The organism is Plasticicumulans lactativorans, from assembly GCF_004341245.1.
Taxonomy (GTDB): Bacteria; Pseudomonadota; Gammaproteobacteria; order Competibacterales; family Competibacteraceae; genus Plasticicumulans_A; species Plasticicumulans_A lactativorans.
In genome coordinates, this window is the sequence record NZ_SLWY01000032.1 from 1 (window position 1) to 22,595 (window position 22,595).

General features: G+C 69.5%; 22 protein-coding genes, 1 tRNA gene and 1 pseudogene. 15 read left to right on the forward strand and 9 right to left on the reverse strand.

Annotated elements, in window-relative coordinates:
- Positions 1-174 (forward strand): hypothetical protein (locus tag EV699_RS18740; protein ID WP_132545690.1); only part of this gene is annotated, 174 nt, incomplete at its 5' end.
- A gap of 74 nt (positions 175-248) precedes the next feature.
- On the opposite strand, the gene EV699_RS18745 is transcribed toward EV699_RS18740, so the two are convergent.
- Positions 249-881: a hypothetical protein gene (locus EV699_RS18745; protein WP_132545692.1), complete on the reverse strand. Its 633-nt coding sequence runs from the start codon at positions 879-881 to the stop codon at positions 249-251.
- A gap of 206 nt (positions 882-1,087) precedes the next feature.
- A tRNA-Met gene (locus EV699_RS18750) sits at positions 1,088-1,164 on the reverse strand.
- Between the two features lie 423 nt (positions 1,165-1,587).
- On the opposite strand from EV699_RS18750, the gene EV699_RS18755 reads away from it, so the two are divergent.
- The 8 genes from EV699_RS18755 (at position 1,588) to EV699_RS18790 (ending at position 8,705) form a co-directional block, all read left to right on the forward strand.
- Positions 1,588-3,738: an adenosylcobalamin-dependent ribonucleoside-diphosphate reductase gene (locus tag EV699_RS18755; RefSeq protein WP_132545732.1), complete on the forward strand. Its 2,151-nt coding sequence runs from the start codon at positions 1,588-1,590 to the stop codon at positions 3,736-3,738.
- Between the two features lie 169 nt (positions 3,739-3,907).
- Complete coding sequence (locus EV699_RS18760; protein ID WP_132545694.1) at positions 3,908-4,972, forward strand: DUF6161 domain-containing protein; 1,065 nt, start codon at positions 3,908-3,910, stop codon at positions 4,970-4,972.
- Between the two features lie 610 nt (positions 4,973-5,582).
- A complete protein-coding gene (locus tag EV699_RS18765; protein ID WP_132545696.1) occupies positions 5,583-5,972 on the forward strand; it encodes a hypothetical protein in 390 nt (129 codons plus the stop codon).
- Between the two features lie 82 nt (positions 5,973-6,054).
- Positions 6,055-6,555: a papain-like cysteine protease family protein gene (locus EV699_RS18770; RefSeq protein WP_132545698.1), complete on the forward strand. Its 501-nt coding sequence runs from the start codon at positions 6,055-6,057 to the stop codon at positions 6,553-6,555.
- Positions 6,556-6,571: 16 nt separating this feature from the next.
- Positions 6,572-6,916, forward strand: a complete 345-nt coding sequence (locus tag EV699_RS18775; protein ID WP_132545700.1) for a GrlR family regulatory protein — start codon at positions 6,572-6,574, stop codon at positions 6,914-6,916.
- 40 nt (positions 6,917-6,956) lie between these two features.
- On the forward strand, positions 6,957-7,682 hold the full coding sequence (locus tag EV699_RS18780; RefSeq protein WP_132545702.1) for a dienelactone hydrolase family protein: 726 nt from the start codon (positions 6,957-6,959) through the stop codon (positions 7,680-7,682).
- 13 nt (positions 7,683-7,695) lie between these two features.
- The gene (locus tag EV699_RS18785) at positions 7,696-7,890 is read left to right on the forward strand and encodes a hypothetical protein (RefSeq protein ID WP_132545704.1); all 195 of its coding nucleotides are present in this window, start codon (positions 7,696-7,698) and stop codon (positions 7,888-7,890) included.
- Positions 7,891-7,976: 86 nt separating this feature from the next.
- Complete coding sequence (locus EV699_RS18790) at positions 7,977-8,705, forward strand: TSCPD domain-containing protein (RefSeq protein WP_132545706.1); 729 nt, start codon at positions 7,977-7,979, stop codon at positions 8,703-8,705.
- 15 nt (positions 8,706-8,720) lie between these two features.
- Here the strand turns inward: EV699_RS18790 and EV699_RS18795 are convergent, their stop codons facing one another.
- Positions 8,721-9,710 (reverse strand): dihydroorotate dehydrogenase-like protein, encoded by a 990-nt coding sequence (locus tag EV699_RS18795; protein WP_132545708.1) that lies wholly within the window; start codon positions 9,708-9,710, stop codon positions 8,721-8,723.
- A 140-nt stretch (positions 9,711-9,850) separates the two neighbouring features.
- On the opposite strand from EV699_RS18795, the gene hypA reads away from it, so the two are divergent.
- From hypA to hypF, 3 genes are read left to right on the forward strand one after another with little or no spacing between them, the layout of a single operon-like run.
- Entirely contained in the window at positions 9,851-10,192 is a 342-nt protein-coding gene (gene hypA, locus EV699_RS18800) for a hydrogenase maturation nickel metallochaperone HypA (RefSeq protein ID WP_132545710.1), read from the forward strand.
- Positions 10,193-11,014, forward strand: a complete 822-nt coding sequence (hypB, locus tag EV699_RS18805) for a hydrogenase nickel incorporation protein HypB (protein WP_132545712.1) — start codon at positions 10,193-10,195, stop codon at positions 11,012-11,014.
- A 10-nt stretch (positions 11,015-11,024) separates the two neighbouring features.
- Positions 11,025-13,334, forward strand: coding sequence for a carbamoyltransferase HypF (hypF, locus tag EV699_RS18810; RefSeq protein ID WP_132545714.1), 2,310 nt, complete (start codon positions 11,025-11,027; stop codon positions 13,332-13,334).
- A 4-nt stretch (positions 13,335-13,338) separates the two neighbouring features.
- Here hypF and EV699_RS18815 read toward each other — a convergent pair whose 3' ends face one another.
- Positions 13,339-14,598 (reverse strand): glycosyltransferase, encoded by a 1,260-nt coding sequence (locus EV699_RS18815; protein ID WP_132545716.1) that lies wholly within the window; start codon positions 14,596-14,598, stop codon positions 13,339-13,341.
- Between the two features lie 239 nt (positions 14,599-14,837).
- Here EV699_RS18815 and EV699_RS18820 point away from each other — a divergent pair, with 239 nt between their 5' ends.
- The 3 genes from EV699_RS18820 to hypE are packed head-to-tail and all read left to right on the forward strand — an operon-like array spanning position 14,838 to position 17,252.
- Positions 14,838-15,074 carry a HypC/HybG/HupF family hydrogenase formation chaperone gene (locus EV699_RS18820; RefSeq protein ID WP_132545718.1) on the forward strand — a complete coding sequence of 79 codons (237 nt, stop codon included), beginning with the start codon at positions 14,838-14,840 and terminating at the stop codon, positions 15,072-15,074.
- On the forward strand, positions 15,071-16,180 hold the full coding sequence (gene hypD, locus EV699_RS18825) for a hydrogenase formation protein HypD (RefSeq protein ID WP_132545720.1): 1,110 nt from the start codon (positions 15,071-15,073) through the stop codon (positions 16,178-16,180). The genes EV699_RS18820 and hypD overlap by 4 nt, the downstream gene beginning before the upstream one ends.
- 16 nt (positions 16,181-16,196) lie before the next feature.
- Positions 16,197-17,252: a hydrogenase expression/formation protein HypE gene (gene hypE / locus EV699_RS18830; RefSeq protein ID WP_132545722.1), complete on the forward strand. Its 1,056-nt coding sequence runs from the start codon at positions 16,197-16,199 to the stop codon at positions 17,250-17,252.
- Positions 17,253-17,324: 72 nt separating this feature from the next.
- On the opposite strand, the gene EV699_RS18835 is transcribed toward hypE, so the two are convergent.
- From EV699_RS18835 to EV699_RS20045, 5 genes and pseudogenes are all read right to left on the reverse strand, one after another.
- The gene (locus EV699_RS18835; protein ID WP_243662735.1) at positions 17,325-18,170 is read right to left on the reverse strand and encodes an amino acid ABC transporter substrate-binding protein; all 846 of its coding nucleotides are present in this window, start codon (positions 18,168-18,170) and stop codon (positions 17,325-17,327) included.
- A 139-nt stretch (positions 18,171-18,309) separates the two neighbouring features.
- Positions 18,310-19,608: a dicarboxylate/amino acid:cation symporter gene (locus tag EV699_RS18840; RefSeq protein WP_132545726.1), complete on the reverse strand. Its 1,299-nt coding sequence runs from the start codon at positions 19,606-19,608 to the stop codon at positions 18,310-18,312.
- 174 nt (positions 19,609-19,782) lie between these two features.
- Positions 19,783-20,793, reverse strand: coding sequence for a C45 family autoproteolytic acyltransferase/hydrolase (locus EV699_RS18845; RefSeq protein WP_243662734.1), 1,011 nt, complete (start codon positions 20,791-20,793; stop codon positions 19,783-19,785).
- A 100-nt stretch (positions 20,794-20,893) separates the two neighbouring features.
- Entirely contained in the window at positions 20,894-22,354 is a 1,461-nt protein-coding gene (locus tag EV699_RS18850; RefSeq protein WP_132545730.1) for a biotin carboxylase, read from the reverse strand.
- A gap of 60 nt (positions 22,355-22,414) precedes the next feature.
- Positions 22,415-22,595 (reverse strand): annotated as a pseudogene (locus EV699_RS20045) (hypothetical protein); the annotation flags it as partial.

The window sequence follows — 22,595 nt, forward strand, 5'->3', positions numbered from 1 at the left end:
ACGCACGCCGGGGACCTGATCGGCGAGGTGTGCCTGGCGGTGGAGATGGGGGCCGATCCGACCGACATCGGCAAGACCATCCACCCGCACCCGACGCTTGGCGAGAGCGTCGGCATGGCCGCCGAGGTCTTCGAGGGCGCCTGCACCGACCTGCCGCCACAGAAGAAGAAGTAAGCACTGCCGCGCTCACTGATAAGGGCCGCCTTCGGGCGGCCCTTCGTTTTTACCGGACGGGTGCGCCGGGAGCGTCAGTAGATCTGGTAGACGACGTAGTCGCGGACCTTGTCGCTCGAGCAGTACTTGCTCTGGATGAAGCTCTGGATCGCCGCGGGGCGATCCTCCTTCGCATCGAAGTCGTAGATGCCGTAGTTGATGTCGAAATACTTCGGCACGCCGTTGCGGCAGCAGTAGGCGGTGGCATGGCCCCACAGCGACTGCACGTCGCCGAAGAAGCCGATGATCGCCGCCAGGTCGGGCTGGATGCCCTGCGGGTTGGCAGCGAACGGGCTGGCGGTCGCGAGGTTCGCCGTCGTCAGCGGCTGCGCGCAGGAGTGCCCGTTGGGCTGTCCCCAGAGGTGCAGCGTGGTCTGCGACAGCTTGTTGGCGGCCGGAAACCACTTGTCGTAGCCCAGGTTCTTCAGCTTGTCGGCCTCGCTCAGGTAGGCCATCTGCTGCGTGTAGACGTCCTCGAGGTTCAGGCCGCCGTAGTTGAAGACCTGCCCCTTCCAGGTGGCGAGCAGCCACTGGTACGACACGCGAAAGCACACGCCGCGCAGCTTGCCGGTCCCGAACTTGCCGGTCGCGGTGATGCCGTCCTGTACCGTCGTGTGGAAGTCTTTGCCGGAACTGTTGAAATTCTCGAGGTTGACCACGCGCTGCATGGGAGCATGACTCCATCGAACGAAGCGGATCACCGCGCGCACGGACGCGATGGCACGTGTGCGGGCCTCGTCGGGGCGGGAAGGCCGCATCGGTCACAACTATAGAAGGCGGTGTCGCGCGCTGGCGGTGCGGGACGGAGGGGAAAGCGGGGAAGCCGAAAAGACGCGGCCCCCGCTGCCGTGAAGGCAGCGGGGGCCGTTCGATTTGGTAGCGGGGGCAGGATTTGAACCTACGACCTTCGGGTTATGAGCCCGACGAGCTACCAGACTGCTCCACCCCGCATCAGAGGCCGCGAACTATACCCACGTGTTTCCTCCGCCGCAAGCTTTTCGTTGCATCGATATGTTCATGCAGCGCCTCCCGCGGCGGGAGCCGGGCGCACCCCGCCCGGGTCGTATTGTCGAAACCACGGCAGAGGATTGGCACGAAAAAATATTCGCGGTGACGGCCGCGGGCGGGGGCGTCGGCAAGTCCGCGCCGCGCCTCGAATCTTGCCCGGGCGGGGGTTCCGGGTGTGGCGTGAGAGCACAACATGCAGACATTGCAAGACTACCGGACCACAGCATCTTGTGGTCGGATACGGCTCATTCCCTTCTGATGAAGAACCCGCCGGGGGCTTTCGCCGCGCCGGTCGACCAGGCTTTCCGATTCGGTAGCCGCCCACTCCACCCGGTTTTCTGGAGGAACTTCGTGTCCTTGACCACCATGCGCAAGAAGTCCGTCGAACGCAGTGCCCGTGGCGTCGCCGACATTCCCCTGCAGCCGGCCTCCCACGACATCTGGGACAAGAAGTACCGGCTGAAGAGCAAGGATGGCCGCGTCATCGACGTCACCGTCGACGACACCTTCAAGCGCGTCGCGCGTGCCATCGCCGATGTCGAGAGCACGCCGGAGCTGCGCGAGCACTGGTACGAGCGCTTCCTGTGGGCGCTGCGCCACGGCGCCATCCCCGCCGGGCGCATCACCTCCAACGCCGGCGCGTTCGAGCACAAGCCGGCGACCAGCACGATCAACTGCACCGTGTCGGGCACCATCGAGGATTCGATGGACGACATCCTCGGCAAGGTCCACGAGGCCGGGCTCACGCTCAAGGCCGGCTGCGGCATCGGCTACGACTTCAGCACGCTGCGCCCCAGGGGGGCCTACGTGTCCGGCGCCGGCGCCTACACCAGCGGGCCGCTGAGCTTCATGGATATCTACGACAAGATGTGCTTCACGGTGTCGTCCGCCGGCGGACGGCGCGGCGCGCAGATGGGCACCTTCGATGTCGGTCACCCCGATGTCATCGACTTCATCAAGGCCAAGCGCGAGAACGGCCGCTTGCGCCAGTTCAACCTGTCGCTGCTGGTCACGAAGGAGTTCATCGAGGCGGTCAAGGCCGACGTCGACTGGAAGCTCGCCTTCCCGATCCGTCGCCAGGAGGCCGAGGTCGATGGCACCGACCTCGCCAGCCCCGAGATCCTCTGGCGCGACTGGCCGACGCACGAGGGTCTGATCGTCAACGCCGCCGGGCAGGTCGCCTGCAAGGTCTACAAGACCCTGCGCGCGCGCCGCCTGTGGGATGTGATCATGTCCTCCACCTACGACTACGCCGAGCCGGGCTTCATCCTGATCGACAAGGTCAACGAGATGAACAACAACTGGTGGTGCGAGAACATCCGCGCCACCAACCCCTGCGGCGAGCAGCCGCTGCCGCCCTACGGCTCGTGCCTGCTCGGCTCGATCGACCTGACCCGCTTCGTGCTCGACCCCTTCGGCGACGACGCGCGCTTCGACTGGGACACCTTCCGCGAGGTCGTCGCCGTGTTCACGCGCATGCTCGACAACGTCGTCGAGATCAACGGCCTGCCGCTCGCCCAGCAGCGCGACGAGATCACCGGCAAGCGCCGCCACGGCATGGGCTATCTCGGCCTCGGCTCCACCATCACGATGCTGAAGCAGCGCTACGGGGCGCCCGAATCGCTCGCCTTCACCGAGGCGGTCACCCGCGAGATGGCGCTCGCCGGCTGGCGCGCCGCGCTCGACCTGACGAAGGAGAAGGGGCCTGCCCCGATCCTCGCGCGCGAGTTCGAGGTCACCGGCGAGATGCTGCGCAAGCGCCCGGAGATGGCCGCCGACGGCTACCAGATCGGCGACAGGGTGCCGGGGCGGATCCTGCACGCCCGCTACAGCCGCTACATGCAGCAGGTCGCGGCGGTCGACCCCGAACTGGTCGACGCACTCGCCGAGTTCGGTGCGCGCTTCACCCACCACAGCTCGATCGCGCCCACCGGCACGATCTCGCTCAGCCTCGCCAACAATGCCAGCAACGGCATCGAACCGAGCTTCGCGCACCACTACTCGCGCAACGTCATCCGCGAGGGCAAGAAGAGCAAGGAGAAGGTCGACGTGTTCTCCTTCGAGCTGCTCGCCTACCGCGAACTGGTCAACCCGCGCGCGATGCCGTTCTCCGATGACCCGGCCGAGAAGCTCCCCGACTACTTCATCAGCGCCGACGACGTCGCGCCGACCCAGCACGTCGACGTGCAGGCCGCCGCGCAGAAGTGGATCGACTCCAGCATCTCCAAGACCGCCAACGTCCCCACCGACTTCCCCTACGAGCAGTTCAAGGACATTTACCTCTACGCCTACGAGCAGGGCCTGAAGGGCTGCACCACCTTCCGCTTCAACCCCGAGGCGTTCCAGGGCGTGCTGGTCAAGGAGAAGGACCTCGAGAACACGCTGTACAAGTTCGTGCTCGAAGACGGCTCGATCGTCGAGCTCAAGGGCAACGAGGAAATCGAATACGACGGCGAAACCCACACCGCCGCCAACCTGTTCGATGCCTTGAAGGAAGGGTATTACGGGAAGTTCTGAACGGATCGCCGACCCTTGTGCCCCTCTCCCTCCGGGAGAGGGGTGGGGGTGAGGGGAATTCCAGAGTGGTAGACGTGAGTGGCGTAGTGTCTTGGTGCCGCAGTTGTCGCTTTCGGTCGATCTGTTTTCAGTATTGTTGAAAATCTGCTTGGAATAGAGTGGTTGCGGTATGTCGGATGATCAGCAAGTTTATCCATTCCAGTTTTATTTTGATCGCAGTGATGGCGGTGCAACAACTGTTGCAGATGCCGGCTGGTTGCAGAGCCGCTTGTCATCGGATCAGCAAAATATTCACCGCCTTTTTGCTTCGTCCGTCGAAGTATCAGATCAGGAGATAAAAGATGATGTTAGTGCTAAGATAGATGAGTTGTTTTTTGACGCTTTTCAGGCCATAAAGTCGAACAGTAAAGAGGAAATTAAAGCCGCACTCCGACGAGTCTACGATCCACGTTTCAGTTTAGCTTCCGAGTCTGATGCGATTGATCGTGTTCGTCAGTTGATCGATGAGCGAATGTGCGACATTGCGCTGCATATGCTGCAACAGGTGCTTCGCAGAAATTCATTAAAGGATAATCCAAGCCGCTCGGCGCAAGTCGAGTTGGCAGTTCTCGAAGTCAAAAGTTATTTTTCCGAGTTGCGAAATGTTCAGAATATTCATTCGCAATTGGCTGAATGCTACGGATTGGCAAACAAAATCTATTCGTTCGATGTGGGTGGATTGATTAAAGAAAACCAAGAAAAAGTAGACGCTTACAAGAAGGTTGTTTATGAGTCGGTAGGGGTCGGCGCGGTTAGGAAATACTGGAATGATAAATCATCCCAGCTTGGGTGTCGTTATAAATTGATGCTGACTGCCATCAGTGCTGTTGTAATCGTGTTGCTAGCATGGTTTGTCTGCCATTTTGGTGATGTTTCGGCGTGGGTGAACACTCTTCGCCATGATCAATCCAGTCAACTGATTGCAATTCTGCCTGTTACGCTGATGGCGGGTGTTGCCATATGGTTGTTGAGAATATTTGTCAAGCTGATGATGAGTTCATACTATCTGGCAGAGGATGCGTCGGTTCGAGTCGTCATGATCGATACCCTTATTGCATTGCTGGCGGAGGAAAAAACCGATAAAAATGCACAGGCGCTTCTGTTGCACCACGTGTTCAGTCCGCCATCGTTTGGTGACCAATCATCAGGTGTAGACATTCCGCTGCCGGCTTTGTTGGAAAGCCTGAGGAAGTAACCGGTTTTTCGTAAGATGCAAAGGCAACTCCGTCATATAGCGGATGCGTTTTCACCGCTGAGACTGCGACTAAACCAAGCGAACCATTGGTGCGCCCGTTGTCTGACCCGCTGACACCGTACACCCTGCGTTGTCCAACCGGAAACCAGACCGAGGAGGCCCCATCATGAGCAAGAGTCACGAATCCAGGTCCGCAGGGTGCAATAAGCGCAGCGCATCGCGCCGTATTTAGAACGGAAAGGTTTCAGTGCAATACATTCTGCCGCCCGCTTGCACCCTGCTGCCTGCCAACCCTCCGGCACTGGACATCATGCGGTAGGCTACAGTTCGCAGACTGAGCCACAGGCGGATGGTGGCGCATCACCGGTGCCGGTATTTTCTGCGATCCACCGGATTCATCCGCAGTCCACGCAGTCCAACCCCAGGCTGAACCACAGAGGAGAGCAGATCATGAGCAAAGGTCAGGACATGAAGAAGGAAGCCAAGAAGAAGCCGACGAAGACGCTGAAGGAGAAGCAGGCCGAGAAAAAGGCCAAGAAGGAAACGCGCGTCCACTGAGGTCGGCGGCGGCGGGGGCGGGTTACGGTCGGCGGGGTAGGGGAGACGCGCGATGTATTGGGAGTACCAGATCTACGCCCCCACCTATGCCTTCGGCCTCGGTTCGCTGCTGATCGCCGCGATCGTGGTGGTGGTGAACGCCGCGGTGATCCGGCTCGCGGCGCCGATGGTGAGCGCGGGACGGGCGACGTTCGGCTGGTGCGTGGCGGCGGCGGTGATCACGGAGTTCGCCGATGCGCTGGGGCATGCGCTGTTCGACGGCCTGCTCGGGGCGATCACGGCGTTCGCGCTGGTGGCGATCGGCTACCGCTGGGCCCTGCAGACCACCGGCTGGGGCGCGGTCGGCATGGTGATCCTGGTGGCGGTGGTGCGCCTGCTGCTGCTGTTCGCGCTGATGGCGATCGGCATGGGGGCGATGCATCGCGGCCCGATGATGTACTGAGCCATGACCCCGCACGCCGGGGCAGGGCGGGCGGAGGTGGCTACCTTATATAGCGCCACGGGTCGCGCGCGGAGGCAGTGCCATGGCCATCGACGTCTATCACCAGGTGCCCCGGGAGGGCTACGGGCAGTTCAACACGGCCACCTGCTGGCTCGCCAGCTACCGCATGCTGTACGCGTGGCGGCAGGCCGACGAGGCCAGCATCCGCGACCGGCTCGAAGCGGTGAAGCTCGACTTCCGCGAACTGTACAAGCGCGGCCTCTACGTCGACGAATGGCCGCTGGCGGGCAGTGCGCTCGGCATGTGCGGCTGGGAGGGCCGGCTGGTCAAGGCCTGGGACGACGAGCAGATCGTCTACGCGCTCAAGGGCTACGGACCGATGTACTTCTGCTGGGACTACGGCAGCTCGGGGCACGCGGTGGTGATCGCCGGGTACGACGCGAGGCTCAGGCAGTTCAAGGTGCACAACCCCTACAACCGCCCGGAGCCGGGCACGGTGGACGTGCAGTGGTTCACCGCCGACATGTTCCGCACGCGCCTGCACGCCGCGCGCTGGGCGCTGCAGGCCTGCTACTCGCTCTGAGCGCGGGAGGTGCACGATGACGACGGACATCGACGGCTTGTGGTCGGTCGAATTCGCCACCAGCGAGGGGCGCTCGGGGGCCGGCGTGCTGGTGTTCGCCGACGGGCGCGTGCTCGGCGGCGACCAGCGCTACTACCTGGTCGGCGACTACCGGGTGGAGGCGGGCGAGCTGCGCGGCCGCCTCGTCGCCACGCATTACGCCGGCGACAGCCACCCCGCGCTCGGTGCCGGCGCCGCGGCCGAGCTCGACCTCGCCGGCCGGCTGCTGCGGGCCGACGAGATGACGCTGCGCGCCGCGCCGGTCGCCGCGCTCGGGCCGCAGTTCTTCATCAGACTCACGCGTCGCGCGCCGCTGCGCTGACGCCTCCATCCCGCAGATCGCCCATGCCGAGGATTTCCCGATGACCGACATCGTCACCCGCACCATCGACTACGACTGCGCCGGCACCCCGCTGCAGGGCTACCTGGCCTCGCCCGGCGGCGGGGGCGGCCGCCGCCCGGCCGTGCTGCTGGTGCACGAGTGGAGCGGCGTCGGCGAGCACGTGTGCGAGCGCGCGCGCCAGGTTGCCGGCGAGCTCGGCTACCACGGCTTCGCGGTGGACGTGTACGGCCGCGGCATCCGCCCCGAGAGCGTCGAGGACTGTTCGGCGACGATGATGATCTACGTCAACGACCGCGAGCTGCTGTGCCGGCGCCTGCAGGCCGCGCTCGCCTGGATCCGCGCGCAGCCCGACGTCGACGCCACGCGCATCGCCATCCTCGGTTACTGCTTCGGCGGGCTCGCGGCGCTGGAGCTCGCCCGCAGCGGCGCCGACCTGCGCCTGGCGGCGAGCTTCCACGGCAACCTGAGCCACCGCGTACCGGCGGCGTCCGGCGCCGTGCGCTGCCCGGTCGTGGCCTTCCACGGCGCCGACGATCCGCTGGTGACGCAGGACGTGGTGGCCGCCTTCCAGCGCGAGATGACCGACGCCGGTGCCGACTGGACCGTGGTGCAGTTCAGCGGCGCGGTGCACTCGTTCACCAACCGCGCGGCGGCCGACCGCGGCTTCGGCATCGAGTACCATGCCGTGGCCGACCGGCGCTCGTTCGCGATGCTCGTGCAGTACCTCGCCGAAGCCTTCGACTGACCGCCAGCGCGCCATGACCGACGCCCGCCCGGCGCTTCCGCCGCCGCACCCCTATGACGAGCTCGCCGACCTCAGCGCCGAGGAGCTCGAGGCGCGCTGTTGCGACAACTTCTGCCGCTACTGCGTGAAGCTGCTCGCCGGGCAGGCGCGCGCACGGCGCGAGGAGCGCCGGCGCGCGCTCGCGGCGGCCGCGGGTGACGGGCGCTGAACACATCCCCTGCGGCGGGCCGGTGCGGCCCGCCGTGCCACGTCCCGGAGCGCGGCACCCGCCGTCGCGCCCCGATCGGAGACTCCATGACCGTCAAGATCGACAAGAAGATCGTCAAGTTCACCGTGCAGAGCCGCGAGGAGCTCGCGGCGCAGCAGGCCGCCGAGGCGGCGCGCCGCAAGGCGCAGGAAGAGCCCGAACCGGTGCAGGAGGCGCTCGGCTTCAGCCTCGAACAGATGCACGAGGCGCTCGAACGCCCCGAGATGCTGCTCGGCTCCACCTACAAGGTGAAGACGCCGCTGTCCGAGCACGCGATGTACATCACCATCAACGACATCGTGCTCAACCCCGGCACGCCGCACGAGCAGCGCCGGCCCTTCGAGGTGTTCATCAACTCGAAGAACATGGACCACTTCCAGTGGATCGTGGCGCTCACGCGCATCATCTCGGCGGTGTTCCGCAAGGGCGGCGACGTGACCTTCCTGGTCGAGGAGCTGAAGAGCGTGTTCGACCCCAAGGGCGGCTACTTCAAGCGCGGCGGCAAGTACATGCCCTCGCTGGTGGCCGAGATCGGCGACGTCATCGAATCGCACCTGCGCCTGATCGGCCTGATCAAGGACGAGGGGCTCGACGAGCACCAGAAGAAGCTGATCGCCGAGAAGCGCGCCGAGTACGAGGCCGGCGCCCGCACCACGCAGAACGGCAGCAGCTTCCCCGAAGGGGCGACGCTGTGCGGCAAATGCCACACCAAGGCGCTGATCTTCATGGACGGCTGCCTGACCTGCCTGAACTGCGGCGACAGCAAGTGCGGCTGAACGCCGCCGCGCCGCTCAGCGCCAGCCGCCGCTCGGCGGGCGCCAGTGGTCGAGCACTTCGCGGTAGTGCACGCGCTCGTAGCCGCCGGGGTCGGAGATGCGCGCCTCGCTGAAGGCGCCGCGCATCTGTTCCACGCTGGCGTAGCCGTGGGTGTCCAGCCAGGCCAGCAGGCCGCTGCAGATCTCGCCCAGCACGCGCGGGCCGCGGGCGAGCAGGATGCCGACCAGCTGCACCACATCGGCGCCGGCGAGCAGGAGCTTCAACACCTCCTGCGCCGAGCGCACGCCACCGCTCGCGGCGAGAGCGCAGCGGGTGCGCCCGCGCAGGATCGCGATCCAGTGCAGCGCCAGCAGCACGTCGTCGGGGTGCGAGGGGTTCGGCCGGTGCAGCAGCGTCAGCCGGTCGACGTCGATGTCGGGCTGGTAGAAGCGGTTGAACAGCACCAGCCCGTTCGCGCCTTCGGCCTCCAGCCGGCGTACGAAGTGCGGCAGCGCGCTGAACTGCGGCGACAGCTTGACCGCGAAGGGGATGCGCACGGTCGCGCGCAGCGCGGCGACCAGGTCGAGGTAGCGCTGCTCGACGTCGGCGGCCGACTCCGCCGGCGAGCCGGCGAGGTAGTAGACGTTGAGTTCGAGCGCGTCGGCGCCGGCCTGCTGCAGTTCGAGCGCGTGCTGCAGCCAGCCGGCGCGCGACACGCCGTTGAGGCTCGCGATCACCGGGATCGCCAGCGCGCGCTTGAGCGCCATGAGCTGTTCGAGGTAGCGCTCCAGCGTGCCCGGAGGGTGCGGCCGGGCCTCGTCGCCGGCGTCGCCGCGGTGCACGATGCGCTCCCAGGTGGCTTCGTCCAGCAGATCCTCCTCGAACAGCGAATGCATCACCAGCGCCGCGGCGCCGGCATCCTCGAGGCGGCGCGCGTGGGTGAGATCGCGCGGCAGCGGTGAGGCGCCGACGACCAGCGGGTTCACCAGTTCCAGGCCGAGATAGCGCGTGGCCAGCGGGTTCATGCGGGTTGCCCTCCAGGCAGGGGTGGAACGGGGGACGCAGGGTGCATGGATTACGCTGCCGGCCGGCGCCGCAACATGATCTGCGTCAGCGTTCGCGTTCGCCGCCCGCGGCACCTTTGCACGACGCCGGGGGAGGCCCGATGCACGAACTGTCGCTGTGCCTGCGCGTGGTGAAGCGGGTCGAGGCCGCGCTCGCCGGGGAGGCCTGCACCCGCGTGCTCGCGGTGCGCCTGGAGGTGGGCGCGCTCGCCGCGGTGGATGCCGCCGCGCTGCGCTTCGCCTTCGCGGCCGCGAGCCACGGCACGTGCTGCGAAGGCGCCCGGCTCGACATCGTCGAGCCGCCGGGCACGGCGTGCTGCGAGGACTGCGGCGCCGCGGTGCGGATCGCCCGGCTGGGCGAGGCGTGCGGCGTCTGTGGCGGCTATCGCCTGCGCATCACCGGCGGTACCGAACTGCGCCTGCAGGCGCTGGAGGTGGAGTGAATGTGCAGCGTCTGCGGTTGTGGCGGAGGGCCGGCGCGCCTCGACGGCGGCAACGAGGTACCGCGCGCGGCGGCACCGCCGCCACCGGTGGCGCCCGAGGAGTTGCGCTGGCGGCTCGCGCCGGCGCCGCCGGCGGCCGCAATGGCCGACGTGCCGGCCGAGGTCCCGTCGGCGCGGCTGCTCGCGGTGGAGGCCGACATCCTCGGTGCCAACGACGCCCGCGCCCGCGCCAACCGCGCGCGGCTCGGGCAGGCCGGCAGCTTCGCGCTGAACCTGGTGTCGAGCCCCGGTTCGGGCAAGACCACGCTGTTGTGCGAAACGCTGCGCCGCCTGCGCGGCGAGCGGCCGCTGGCGGTGATCGAAGGCGACCAGCAGACCAGCCTCGACGCCGAACGCGTGCGCGCCACCGGGGTGCCCGCGGTGCAGGTCAACACCGGCAAGGGCTGCCACCTGGACGCCGACATGGTCGCCCGCGCGCTCGAGCGCCTGCCGCTCGCCGCCGGCGGCCTGCTGTTCATCGAGAACGTCGGCAACCTGGTGTGCCCGGCGGCCTTCGACCTCGGCGAGCAGGCGCGGGTGGCGATCCTCGCGGTCACCGAGGGCGAGGACAAGCCGCTGAAGTACCCGGAGCTGTTCGCGAGCGCCGACCTGCTGCTGCTGAACAAGATCGACCTGCTGCCCTACGTCGACTTCGACCTCGCGCGCTGCCGCGACTACGCCCGGCGCGTCAATCCCGACGTGGCGATCCTCGAGGTCTCGGCGCGCACCGGTGCCGGCCTCGACGCCTGGCTCGACTGGCTGCGCGCGGCGGCGGCGGGGTGAGGGCGCGGCGATGAGCGCCAGCGACGCGCCCCGCCGCCTCGCGCTGCGCGTGCGCGGGCAGGTGCAGGGCGTGGGGTTCCGGCCGTTCGTGTGGCGGCTCGCACGCGACTGCCGGCTGAGCGGCTGGGTGCGCAACGACGGCGCCGGCGTGGCGATCGAGGTGCAGGGGGCGGCGGCGGCGCTCGCGGCCTTCCGCGCCGGGCTCGCCACGCCGCCGCCGCTCGCGCGCATCGACACGGTCGAGGCCGCGGAGCGCCCGTGCGAGGCCGCGGCGGACGAGTTCCACATCCTGGCGAGCGCGGCCGGGCCGGTGCGCACCGGCATCGGGCCCGACATGGCCGTCTGCGCCGCGTGCATCGCCGAACTGTGCGACCCGCACGCCCGGCGCTGGCGCTACGCCTTCACCACCTGCACCCACTGCGGCCCGCGCTACACGGTCGCCGCGCGCCTGCCGTGGGACCGCGCCAACACCGCGCTCGCCGGCTTCCCGCTGTGCGCCGACTGCGCCGCCGAGTATGCCGACCCCGCCGACCGGCGCTTCCACGCCGAGCCGCTCGCCTGCCCGGCGTGCGGCCCGCGGCTCGTGCTGCGCGACGCCGCCGGGCGGGTGCTGGCGGCCGACGACCCGCTCGCCGCGACGCTGGCGCTGCTGCACGACGGACGGATCGTCGCGGTGAAGGGGCTCGGCGGCTTCCACCTGGTGTGCGATGCCCGCAACGCCGCGAGCGTGGCCGCGCTGCGCGCGCGCAAGCACCGCCCGGCGAAGCCGTTCGCGCTGCTCGCCGCCAACCTCGCCTCGCTCGCCGGCGTGGTGCGCGTCGACGCCGACGCCGCGGCGCTGCTGCAGGCGCCGCAGCGCCCGGTGGTGCTGCTCGAGCGCGCCCCCGGCGCCGGGCTGCCGGGCATCGCGCCGGGGCTCGACCGCTACGGCGTGATGCTGCCGGCCACGCCGCTGCAGGTGCTGCTGTTCCACGAGGCCGCCGGCCGCCCCGCCGGCACCGCCTGGCTCGCCGCGCCGCAGCCGCTGCTGCTGGTGTGCACCTCGGCCAACCCGTCGGGCGAGCCGCTGGTGATCGACGACGACGAGGCCGTGGCGCGGCTCGCCGGCAGCGCCGACGCGATCCTCGGCCACGACCGCGCGATCCTGCAGCGGGTCGACGACAGCGTGCTGCTGCCGCGCCCGGGGGCGCCGCTGCTCGTGCGCCGCGCGCGCGGCTGGACGCCGCAGGCGCTGCGCCTGCCGGCCGCCGGGCCGGCGGTGCTCGCCTTCGGCGGCGACCTGAAGAACACCGTGTGCGCGACGCGCGGCGACACGGCCGTGCTGTCGCAGCACCTCGGCGACCTCGCCAGCGCGAGTGCGCGCCGCGCGCTCGCCGACACCGTCGCGCACCTGCTCGCGCTGCTCGACCTCCACCCCGCGCGCGTCGCCTGCGACCGCTACCCGGACGGCATCGCGAGCCGCCTCGCCGCGGCCTTCGCCGCCGGGCGCGGCCTGCCGCTGGTCGCGGTCCAGCACCACCACGCGCACGTCGCCGCGGTGCTCGCCGAGCACGGCCACGTCGGTCCCGCGCTCGGGCTCGCGCTCGACGGCTTCGGCTGGGGTGCGGACGACACCCTGTGGGGCGGCGAATGGCTGCGCGTGGACGGCGCGCACAGCGTGCGCCTCGGCCACCTGCTGCCGCTCGCCCTGCCCGGCGGCGACGCGGCGGCGCGCGAGCCCTGGCGCATGGCGGCGAGCGCGCTGCACGCGCTCGGCCGCGGCGCCGAGATCGTGCAGCGCTGGGCCGGGCGCCCCGCGGCGCGCACGGTCGCCGCGATGCTCGCGCAGGGCGTGCGCTGCCCGCCGACGTCGAGCGCCGGGCGCTGGTTCGACGCCGCCGCCGGCCTGCTCGGGGTGTGCGAGACGATGAGCTACGAGGGCGAGGCGGCGATGCGCCTGGAGGCCGCCGCGCGCCGCCACGGTGCGGTCGCGCCGCTCGCCGGCGGCTGGCGCTGGTGCGGCGACGCGCTCGACCTGCGGCCGCTGCTCGCGCACCTCGCCGCCGAGGCCGACGCCGACCGTGGTGCGGCGCTGTTCCACGCCACGCTGGCGGCGGCGCTCGCCGAGGCGCTGGTCGCCGCGGCTCGCGCCGGCGGCCTCGCGACCGTTGCCGCGGCGGGCGGGGTATGCCTCAACCGCGAGCTGCTGGCGGCGCTGCGCACGCACCTCGACGCCACCGGGCTCGCGCTGCTCGAAGCGCGCGCGCTGCCGCCGAACGACGGCGGCCTCGCGCTGGGGCAGGCGTGGGTGGCGCAGCAGGCGGCGCTCGCCGATGCCTGAGGGCTCAGGCGGCGAGGCGGTCGCCGAGCAGCTCGTGCAGGTGTTCGGCGAAGCGCGCGGCCGGGTCGTAGGCCGCCATCGGCGCGGCGAAGCGCGCCGCGGCCGCGCGCGCCGGGGCGTCGTGGAGCAGGCGGGCGAGGCTCTGGGCGATCGCGCTTTCGCTCGCGTGCTCGGCGCGCAGCGTCAGCGCGACGCCGAGGCGCGTCAGCTGCTGCATGTTCAGGTGCTGGTCGAGGTTGGACGGAATCCCCAGCACCGGTTTGCCGGCGGCGAGGGCGATCTGCGTCAGCGGGCTGCCGCCGTTGCACACCAGCAGCGCGGCCCGGCGTGCGGTGTCGAGCGCCGGCAGGTAGTCGGCGACGAACACCCGCGCATCGCGCGGCGCCTGCACCCGCCGCCCGGCGCTCGCCAGCAGCACGGTCAGGCCGAGGGCGCGGCAGGCCTCGATGACGCGCGGCACCGCCCGCACCTGGCCGGAGCTGCCGAGGGTGACGAAGGCGATCGGGCGGTCGGCGGGCACCTGCGACCACCAGTCGGGCCGCGCCATCCGCGGCGACCAGTGCAGCGGTCCGACGAAGCCGTGCCCCGCGGGCGGGCGCAGTTCGGGGTAGCACTCGACCGGGTCGGCGTACAGCACGCGGTCGGCGTCGGTGTAGAGGGCGGCGAGCGACGGCGGCAGCGGCGGCAGGCCGTGGCGGCGGCGCACCTCGTTGAGCGGGTGGCAGTGCGCGGGGATCGCCAGCGGCAGCGCGAGGTCGAACAGCCGCTGCGCCAGGCGCACGCCGAACAGCCGGGTGATCGGCAGCTCCGGTACGGTCAGCCGGGGCTGGTGGGCGGGGCTCCAGTAGGCGTTGCTCAACGCCACGTAGGGCACGCCGGCGCGGCGTGCGCTCACCGACAGCGACAGGCGGAAGTCGCCGACGATCACGTCGGGGCGCTCGGCGGCGATCAGTTCGAGGTCGCGCTCGACGTAGGCGGCGAGTTCGCCGGTGCTGAACACCGGCACGCCGAAGGCGAGCCGTCGCAGGAAGCGCACCGAGCCGATCGACGGCGCCGCCAGCGCGCGCTGCCCCTCGGCGCCGACCAGGCCGTGCAGCGCGGGGTCGCAGGCGATCGCGCAGGCGTAGTGCGCGGGGTCCAGCCCGCGCGCGAGCGCGAGCGGGCGCCCGAGGTGGGCCAGCGTCACGGCCTCGGCGAAGAACAGCACGCGCCGCGGACCGCGCGCGCTCCCGGCCGGCCCGGCATCCGCCGCCGCGGCGCTCACCGGCGGCCCCCGGCGATGTGCGGGGCGCCGGCGGGGCGCGACGGGGTGGCGTACACACGTGAGGGGTGTTGTCGCATGGCGCAGCTCCATCGCTGTCGGGACATCGGGGCGTGTCTTCGCAACGCATATAGCACAGGGGAGCACGCCTTCCGCGCCACATTAATCCGCACCGGTGCCGGCGGCGCGCCCTACAATCTGCGCCGCCGCGCCGCTGTCGCCATGTTTCGGGGGGTCCGCCGATGTGTCTCGCCATTCCCGCCCGGGTGGTCGAACTCCTGCCCGACGATGCCGCCACCGTCGACCTCGGCGGGGTGCGCCGGCGCATCTCGCTCGCGCTGGTCGATGACGTGGCCGTCGGCGATTACGTGATCGTGCACGTCGGCTACGCGCTGAACCGGCTCGATCCCGCCGAGGCCGAGCGCACGCTGGCGCTGTTTGCCGAGGCCAGGGCGCTCGCCGCCCCGCCGCAGCCATGAAATACCTGGACGAGTTCCGCGACGGCGGGCTCGCGCGCGGGCTCGCCGCGGCCATCGCGCGCGAGGTCGATCCGGCGCGCGCGTACCGGCTGATGGAGTTCTGCGGCGGCCACACCCATGCGATCGCGCGCTACGGGCTCACCGGGCTGCTGCCCGCCAACATCCAGCTGATCCACGGCCCCGGCTGCCCGGTGTGCGTGCTGCCGGTCGGCCGGCTGCAGATGGCGATCGAGCTCGCGCTGCGCCCCGGCGTGATCCTGGCGAGCTACGGTGACATGCTGCGCGTGCCCGGCGCCGGCGGCGACAGCCTGCTCGCTGCGCGCGCGCGCGGCGCCGACGTGCGCATGGTGTACGCGGTCGACGACGCGCTGGCGCTCGCGCGCCGCCACCCGCAGCGAGAGGTGGTGTTCTTCGCCATCGGCTTCGAGACCACGACGCCGCCGACTGCGGTCGCGATCCGCCGCGCCGCCGCCGAGGGCCTCGGCAACTTCAGCGTGTTCTGCAACCACGTGCTGACCCCGCCGGCGATGGCGGCGATCCTCGACGCACCCGAGGGCACGCGGCTCGATGGCATCATCGGGCCGGCGCACGTCAGCACCGTGATCGGCACCTCGCCCTATGCCTTCGTGCCCGAGCGCCACGGCAAGCCGGTGATGGTGGCCGGCTTCGAGCCGCTCGACGTGCTGCACGCGGTGCGCCTGCTGGTGGCGCAGCTCGGCGCCGGCCATGCCACGGTCGGCAACGCCTACACGCGGGTGGTCGCCGAGCACGGCAACCGCAAGGCGCAGGCGCTGATGGACGAGGTCTTCACGGTGCGCGAGCAGTTCGAATGGCGCGGACTCGGCACGCTGGCGCACAGCGCGCTGCGCATCCGCGAGTGCTACGCCGCGTTCGACGCCGAACGGCGCTTCGCCCCCGCCGAGGTGGCGGTCACCGAGCACAAGGGCTGCGAGTGCCCGGCGATCCTGCGCGGCGCCAAGCAGCCGCAGGACTGCCGCCTGTTCGGCGGCGCCTGCACCCCCGAGCACCCGCTCGGCGCCTGCATGGTGTCGAGCGAGGGCGCCTGCGCCGCGCACTACCTGTACGGCCGCTGGCGCGCCGCCTGACGCCGGAGCCCACGCCATGACCCGCAGCCCCCGCGACTTCCCGCGCCGCCTCGACCTCGCCCGCGGCCGCATCGAGCTGCAGCACGGCGGCGGCGGGCGGGCGATGACCCAGCTGGTCGAGGAACTCTTCGTCGCCGCCTTCGCCAATCCGGCGCTGTGCGCGCTCAACGACCAGGCGGTGCTGCCGCCGCCCGCCGGGCGCCTGGTGCTCGCCACCGACGCCCACGTGGTCAGTCCGCTGTTCTTCCCCGGCGGCGACATCGGCAGCCTGGCGGTGAACGGCACCGTCAACGACGTCGCCATGGCCGGTGCGCAGCCGCTGTGGCTCGCCGCGGCCTTCGTCCTCGAGGAGGGGCTGCCGCTCGCCGAACTCGCGCGCATCGTCGAGTCGATGGCGCGCGCGGCGCACGCGGCGGGGGTGGCGATCGTCACCGGCGACACCAAGGTGGTCGAGGCCGGCAAGGGCGACGGCGTGTTCATCACCACCACCGGCGTGGGGGTGGCGCGCGACGGCGTCGACACCGGCGGTGACCGCGCCCGCCCCGGCGACGCGGTGCTGGTCAGCGGCCCGCTCGGCGAGCACGGCATCGCGGTGATGGCCTGCCGCGAGGGGCTCGCCTTCGACGTGCCGGTGAGGTCCGACACCGCCGCGCTGCACGGGCTGGTGGCGGCGCTGCTCGATGCGGTACCGGCGGCGGCGATCCGCGTGCTGCGCGACCCGACCCGCGGCGGGCTGGGGGCGACGCTGAACGAGATCGCGCGCGCCTCCGCTGTCGGCATGCAGTTGCGCGAGGCGGCGATTCCGGTGCGCGAACCGGTGCGCGCCGCCTGCGAGTTCCTCGGCCTCGATCCGCTCTATGTCGCCTGCGAGGGGCGCCTGCTCGCGGTCTGCGCGCCCGAGCACGCCGGGGCGCTGCTCGCCGCGCTGCGCGCCCACCCGCTCGGGCAGGGGGCGGCCCTGATCGGCCACTGCGTGAGCGATCCGCAGCACTGCGTGGAGCTGGAGACCGTGCTCGGCGGCCGCCGCGTCGTCGACTGGCTCGCCGGCGAGCAACTGCCGCGCATCTGCTGACGGCGGCGCCGGCCGCCGGGGGAGGGAGGCGCCGCCGCCCGCACCCGGGTGGGCGGGGCGGCGGCTGGATGCTCACTCGGGCTTCGTGCTCATCGTGCCGATGATGTCCTCGAGCTGCGCGCTCATCGGCAGGTTCAGGCGTTCGCCCGAGGGCAGGCGGCGCCGGAACCACTGCGTGTAGGTGTGCACGAGCTCGCGCGACTCCGCCATGCCGACCAGCGTGCTCCTGACGAGATCAGCGAGCGGCGGGTCGTTCTTGCGGAACATCAGGCCGTAGGGGTCGTAGGAGAGGAAATCGCCGACCACCATGAAGGCGTTTTCCGCCTTGTTGGTGGCGATCAGGCCGTAGAGCAGCACCTCGTCGGTGGCGAACGCATCGGCCTGGCCGGCGGCCAGCAGCGCGTACGATTCGGCGTGGTCCTTCGCCGCGATGACGTTCAGGCCCAGCTTGAAGCGTTCCGAGAGCTGGTTGATCGCCTTCTCGTTGGTGGTGCCGGCGGTGACCACCACCTTCTTGCCCTTCAGGTCACGGAAGGACCTGATCGGCGAGCCCTTGCGCACCATCAGCTTGGTGCCCGACACGAAGATGATCGGCGAGAAGGCGACCACCTTCTGCCGCTCGACGTTGCTGGTGGTCGAGCCGCATTCGAGGTCGATCTGGCCGGAGGTGACCGCCTCGATGCGGTTGTCGGGGGTCACCGGAACCCACTTGATCGTGAGTTCCTTGCCGATGTCGTCGCTGATGGCATCGACGATCGCGCGGCACAGGTCGATCGAGTAGCCGATCGGTTCGCCGTGTTTGTCCAGGTACGAGAACGGCAGGGAGGACTCGCGATAGCCGATCGCCACCGTCCCGCTGTCGTAGGCCTTCTTCAGGGTGCCGGTGAGCTCGCCTTCGACGCCTTGTGCCGAGGCCATGCCGCTGCAGAGGAGCAGCAGGCAGCCCACGGCGAGATTCACGCTCGGGATTCTCATAGGGTTCCTCGCTGTGGCTGGTTCCGCGTCGCGGCGGCACCGGCAGAGCGGTGCCGCCGCGACGGCTCGGGGCGTCGCCCGCTCACGCCACGGACGGTTCTTCGACCGCCGACAGATCGTCCGCGTCGATCAGACGATCCGCCTCCTCGGCCGACAGCAGGCCGCCTTCCCACTTCGCGACCACCGCGGTGGCGATGGAGTTGCCGACTGCGTTGGTGGCCGAGCGGCCCATGTCGAGGAACTGGTCGACGCCCATGATCAGCAGCAGGCCGGCCTCGGGAATGTTGAACTGGTTCAGCGTGGCGGCGATCACCACCAGCGAGGCGCGCGGCACGCCGGCCATGCCCTTCGACGTCAGCATCAGCAGCAGCAGCATGGTGATCTGTGTGCCGAGCGGCAGCGGGATGTCGTAGGCCTGGGCGACGAACAGCACCGCGAAGGTGCAGTACATCATCGAGCCGTCGAGGTTGAAGGAATAGCCCATCGGCAGCACGAAGCTGGAGATCTTGCGCTTGACGCCGAAGCGGTCGAGCGCGTCGAGCATCTTAGGATAGGCGGCTTCGGAACTCGCGGTCGAGAACGACAGCAGGAAGGGTTCCTTGACCAGGGTGAGCAGGCGGGTGATGCGCGGGCCGAGGAAGACGAAGCCGGCGAGGATCAGCACGCCCCAGAGGACGAACAGCCCCAGGTAGAAGCTGCCCATGAACTTGGCGAAGGTCAGCAGTACGCCGAGGCCTTGCGTGGTGATGATCGAGGCCATCGCCGCGAACACCGCGACCGGCGCCATCCACATCACCGCGGAGGTGATCTTCAGCATCGCGTGCGCGAGCTGGTCGATGACCTTGGTCAGCACCTTGCCGGTTTCGCCCAGCGAGGCGAGGGCGGTGCCGAAGAAGATCGAGAACACGACGATCTGCAGGATCTCGTTGGTCGCCATCGCTTCGGCGACCGATTTCGGCACCAGGTGGATGAGAAAGTCCTTCAGCGTGAAGGCCGAGGTCTTCAGGTTGGTCGTGGCGCTGGCGTCGGGCAGCGGCAGGCCGATGTTGTGGCCCGGCTGCAGCAGGTTCGCCATGATCAGGCCGAGCACCAGCGACACCAGCGAGGCGATGACGAACCAGCCGAGCGCCTTGACGCCGACGCGCCCGACGGTCTTGGTGTCACCCATGTGGGCGATGCCGACGGCGAGGGTCGAGAACACCAGCGGCGCGATGATCATCTTGATCAGGCGCAGGAAGACGTCGGTGAACAGGGAGATGTAGCCGGCGATGGTCGCTGCGGTCTTCGGATCGGGGAAGGCGGCGTGACACGCGTAGCCGGTGGCGATGCCGAGCAGCATCGCGATCACGATATAAAATGTTATGGGACTTGACTTCTTCATGAACCATCTCCGAAGTGAACGCGGACATGACCCGCCACCCTGCAGCCGGCGGGGCGCCGTCCGTGCTGGTGTGATGCACGTGCTGAACAACCGGATAGTGTCGAAAACAAGACGAGACTGATGGCCCGGGGCGGAGACGGGTCGCGATCACCGCCAGGGCCGGTCACGGCGAAATCAGCTGCGTGCATCGGTGGGGGCCGGGTTGCCGCTGCCGAAAACCGCGATGCGGGTTCCCTCCACGAACTTCACGCAACTCTGCCGCCAGCGCGCATCCTTCCAGACGAGCTCGGCCGTCGCCTCCGTTGGATGATAGACGGCCGTATAGAGGGTGCCGTATCCGCGCTCGTAGCCCGTCTGCAGCAGCGGCGGCTGCAGCAGCGCGGCGATCACGTGCTCGACGTCCTCGGCGCTGTCGACGACCCGGCCGAGCACCGCCTGGCGTTCCTCGGTGTTCGTCGCGCGGGCGTGCGCCGGCCATTCCACGACATGCTGGTGATTGGTGATGGCCGCCTGCGGCACGACCTCGGCGGGGCGGTCGGGGGCGACGAATACCGTGGCCCAGGCGCCGGAGCGGTCGACGATGCTGACGTTGTAGGACATGTGCACCGGCACGCGCCGGAGGATCTCGACGGCTTCGGCCGTCGTCGTCGCCATCTCCAGCACGTAGCGCAGCACCAGCGGAATGCCGAAACCCTCGCCGAGCACGGTGCGCCCGCCGAACGACAGCGAGGCCGCGAGCCCGGCATCGTTGATGCCGTCGAGCACGCCCCACAGGCAGTCGCTCATCGCCAGCACCCGCCGGCCATGCCAGCGCGTCGCCAGCCACGCGCCTTCGAGCAGCGCCGGCGCGTAGTCGTAATTGCGCACCAGCGCCGGTGCGCCGCCGCGCCGGGTGTCGCACCAGACGGCCTGGGCGCAGCCGCTGATGTACGGGCGCGGGCACCACTGCGACAGGAAGCGCGCCGCGAGGTCGCCGCCGCCGGAGAGCTCGACCAGCTTGTCGTAGGTCGGCTCCAGCTCCGGCATGTGCGTGCGCAGCGCCCGCCGGCAGGCGAGGAACGGCGGCCGGGCGCGATCGCCGTCACGCATGAACCAGCGGCGGTAGCCCGGCCAGTAGTGCGTGAACAGCGCCTGCCAGCGTTGCCCGGGCTCGTTCTCGCTGGTCGCTTCGAAGGTGCAGCGCATGGTCATGTCGCCGGCGTGGCGCGCGCGGGCCCGCCGCCGGCGCCCGCGGGCGGGACGTGCGCCGACGGGGCCGGGGCGGTGGGCGATGGCGGGTGCGGCATCAGAGGATCTTGAACGCGCCCGGCGCCGGCACGTCGTCCAGCGGCACGGTGGTGATCGGCTTCGCGGCGTAGTACTGCTTGATGCCGCGAATCCAGTTCCGCGCCCGCCCGTTGAGCGTGAAGTCCTCGTTCATCGAGCGCCCGCGCGTGATCAGGATGCCGAGGTCGGCGCCCTCGTAGCGGTAGTCGCCGGGGCCGCTGATGCGCAGGAAGAAGGCCTCGTTCTCCGACTCGATCGCCTGGCGGTGGTAGTCGAAGCGGTGATACGACACCGCGCCGTCGGCCGACATCCGGTAGATGCCGGTGGCCGGCGCGTGGGTGATGACGTCGACGTGGTCGGTGGTGTGCTTGATGACCAGCTGGCTCCAACTGTCGATGAAGTGCGGGTTGGCCCAGCGCGCGTTGAGCTCCTCGACGTCGAGTTCGAAGTCGATGCCGGAGAACTCGAGCAGGTGGAACAGGAACAGCGGCACGTCGGCGTAGGCGAAGGCGGCGTGATTGGTCATCGGGCTCGCGCCGCAGATGCGCGGGTTGAGTTCGCCGAGGTAGACCTCGCCGGTGTCCTTGTCGATCAGGAAGTCGAGGTCGAAGTAGCCGCGGTACCCCTCCTCGATCAACTGGTTGCCGAACCTGAAGGCCATCTCGCGGGCACACGCGCGCACCTCGTCGGAGAAGGCGCCGGGGAACACCTCGTTGCCGCACCAGCCGCCCCGGTAGGGGGTGAGCTCCTTGTCGCCGACCACCTCGGTCAGCAGCGGGCCGACCAGCGTGCCGGAGCGCGTCGCGCAGGCCTCCAGCGTCGCGCCGCGGCAGTTGATCCGCTTCATGATCTTCACTTCGGGATCGTTGATGATCTCGTCGGCGTGGCGCTCGAAATCGGCCTCGCTGGAAATGAAGAACGTGGTGTGGCCGGAATCGCCGAACGCGGTCTGGATCACCAGGCTGTCGCCGAGGCCGTGTTCGGCGGCGATCTCGCGCAGGTGGGCATAGCTGTCGACCTTGGCCAGCGCGTTCGGCACCGACGGCACGCCGGCCTTGTTGCCGATGCGCACGGTTTCCATCTTGTTGTCGCAGCGGCTGCGCAGCGCGGCCTTGGGGAACCACACCTCGATGCCGAGCTCCTCGCAGATCGCCTCGGTGGTTTCGTCGAACATCAGGAACACGGCGACCGCCCTGCCGCCGCGGCGCTCGACGTAGTCGATCACCTCCTTGTGCTGCAGCAGGTAATTGTTGATGTCCTCGATCGACTGGAATTCCTCGTGCGGAATTTCCGCGGGCACGAACACGTTCGGGTGCCGGCCGTCGAAGCAGTCGATGTAGTTGATGTACTTGAAGCGGTTCACCCACTGGTCGATGCCGAGCAGGTTGAAGTTGGTCGCGCTGATGAAATAGATCGGCTGTTCGTTGCGATGGAACAGCAGGCGCAGGTCGGAGATGTTGCGGACTTTCGGCATGCTCATGGCGATGGTCTCGGGCTCTTCTTGTTGGCGGTCGGGTACGGCGTCGGATTCGCGGGCGCGTCAGCCCTTGGGTTGTGTGGCGGCGGCTTCGCCGGCGCTCGCCTTGACCTCGCCGGCGCTCGCCTTGGTGGCGCGGGGCGCGTCGCTGGCCGCTTCTCTGGCGGCTCTGGAGGCGATGGCGGCGGCGGCCTTGGCGGCGGTTTCGGTGGCGACGCGGGCCAGCGCGGCCTCGGTGAAGACG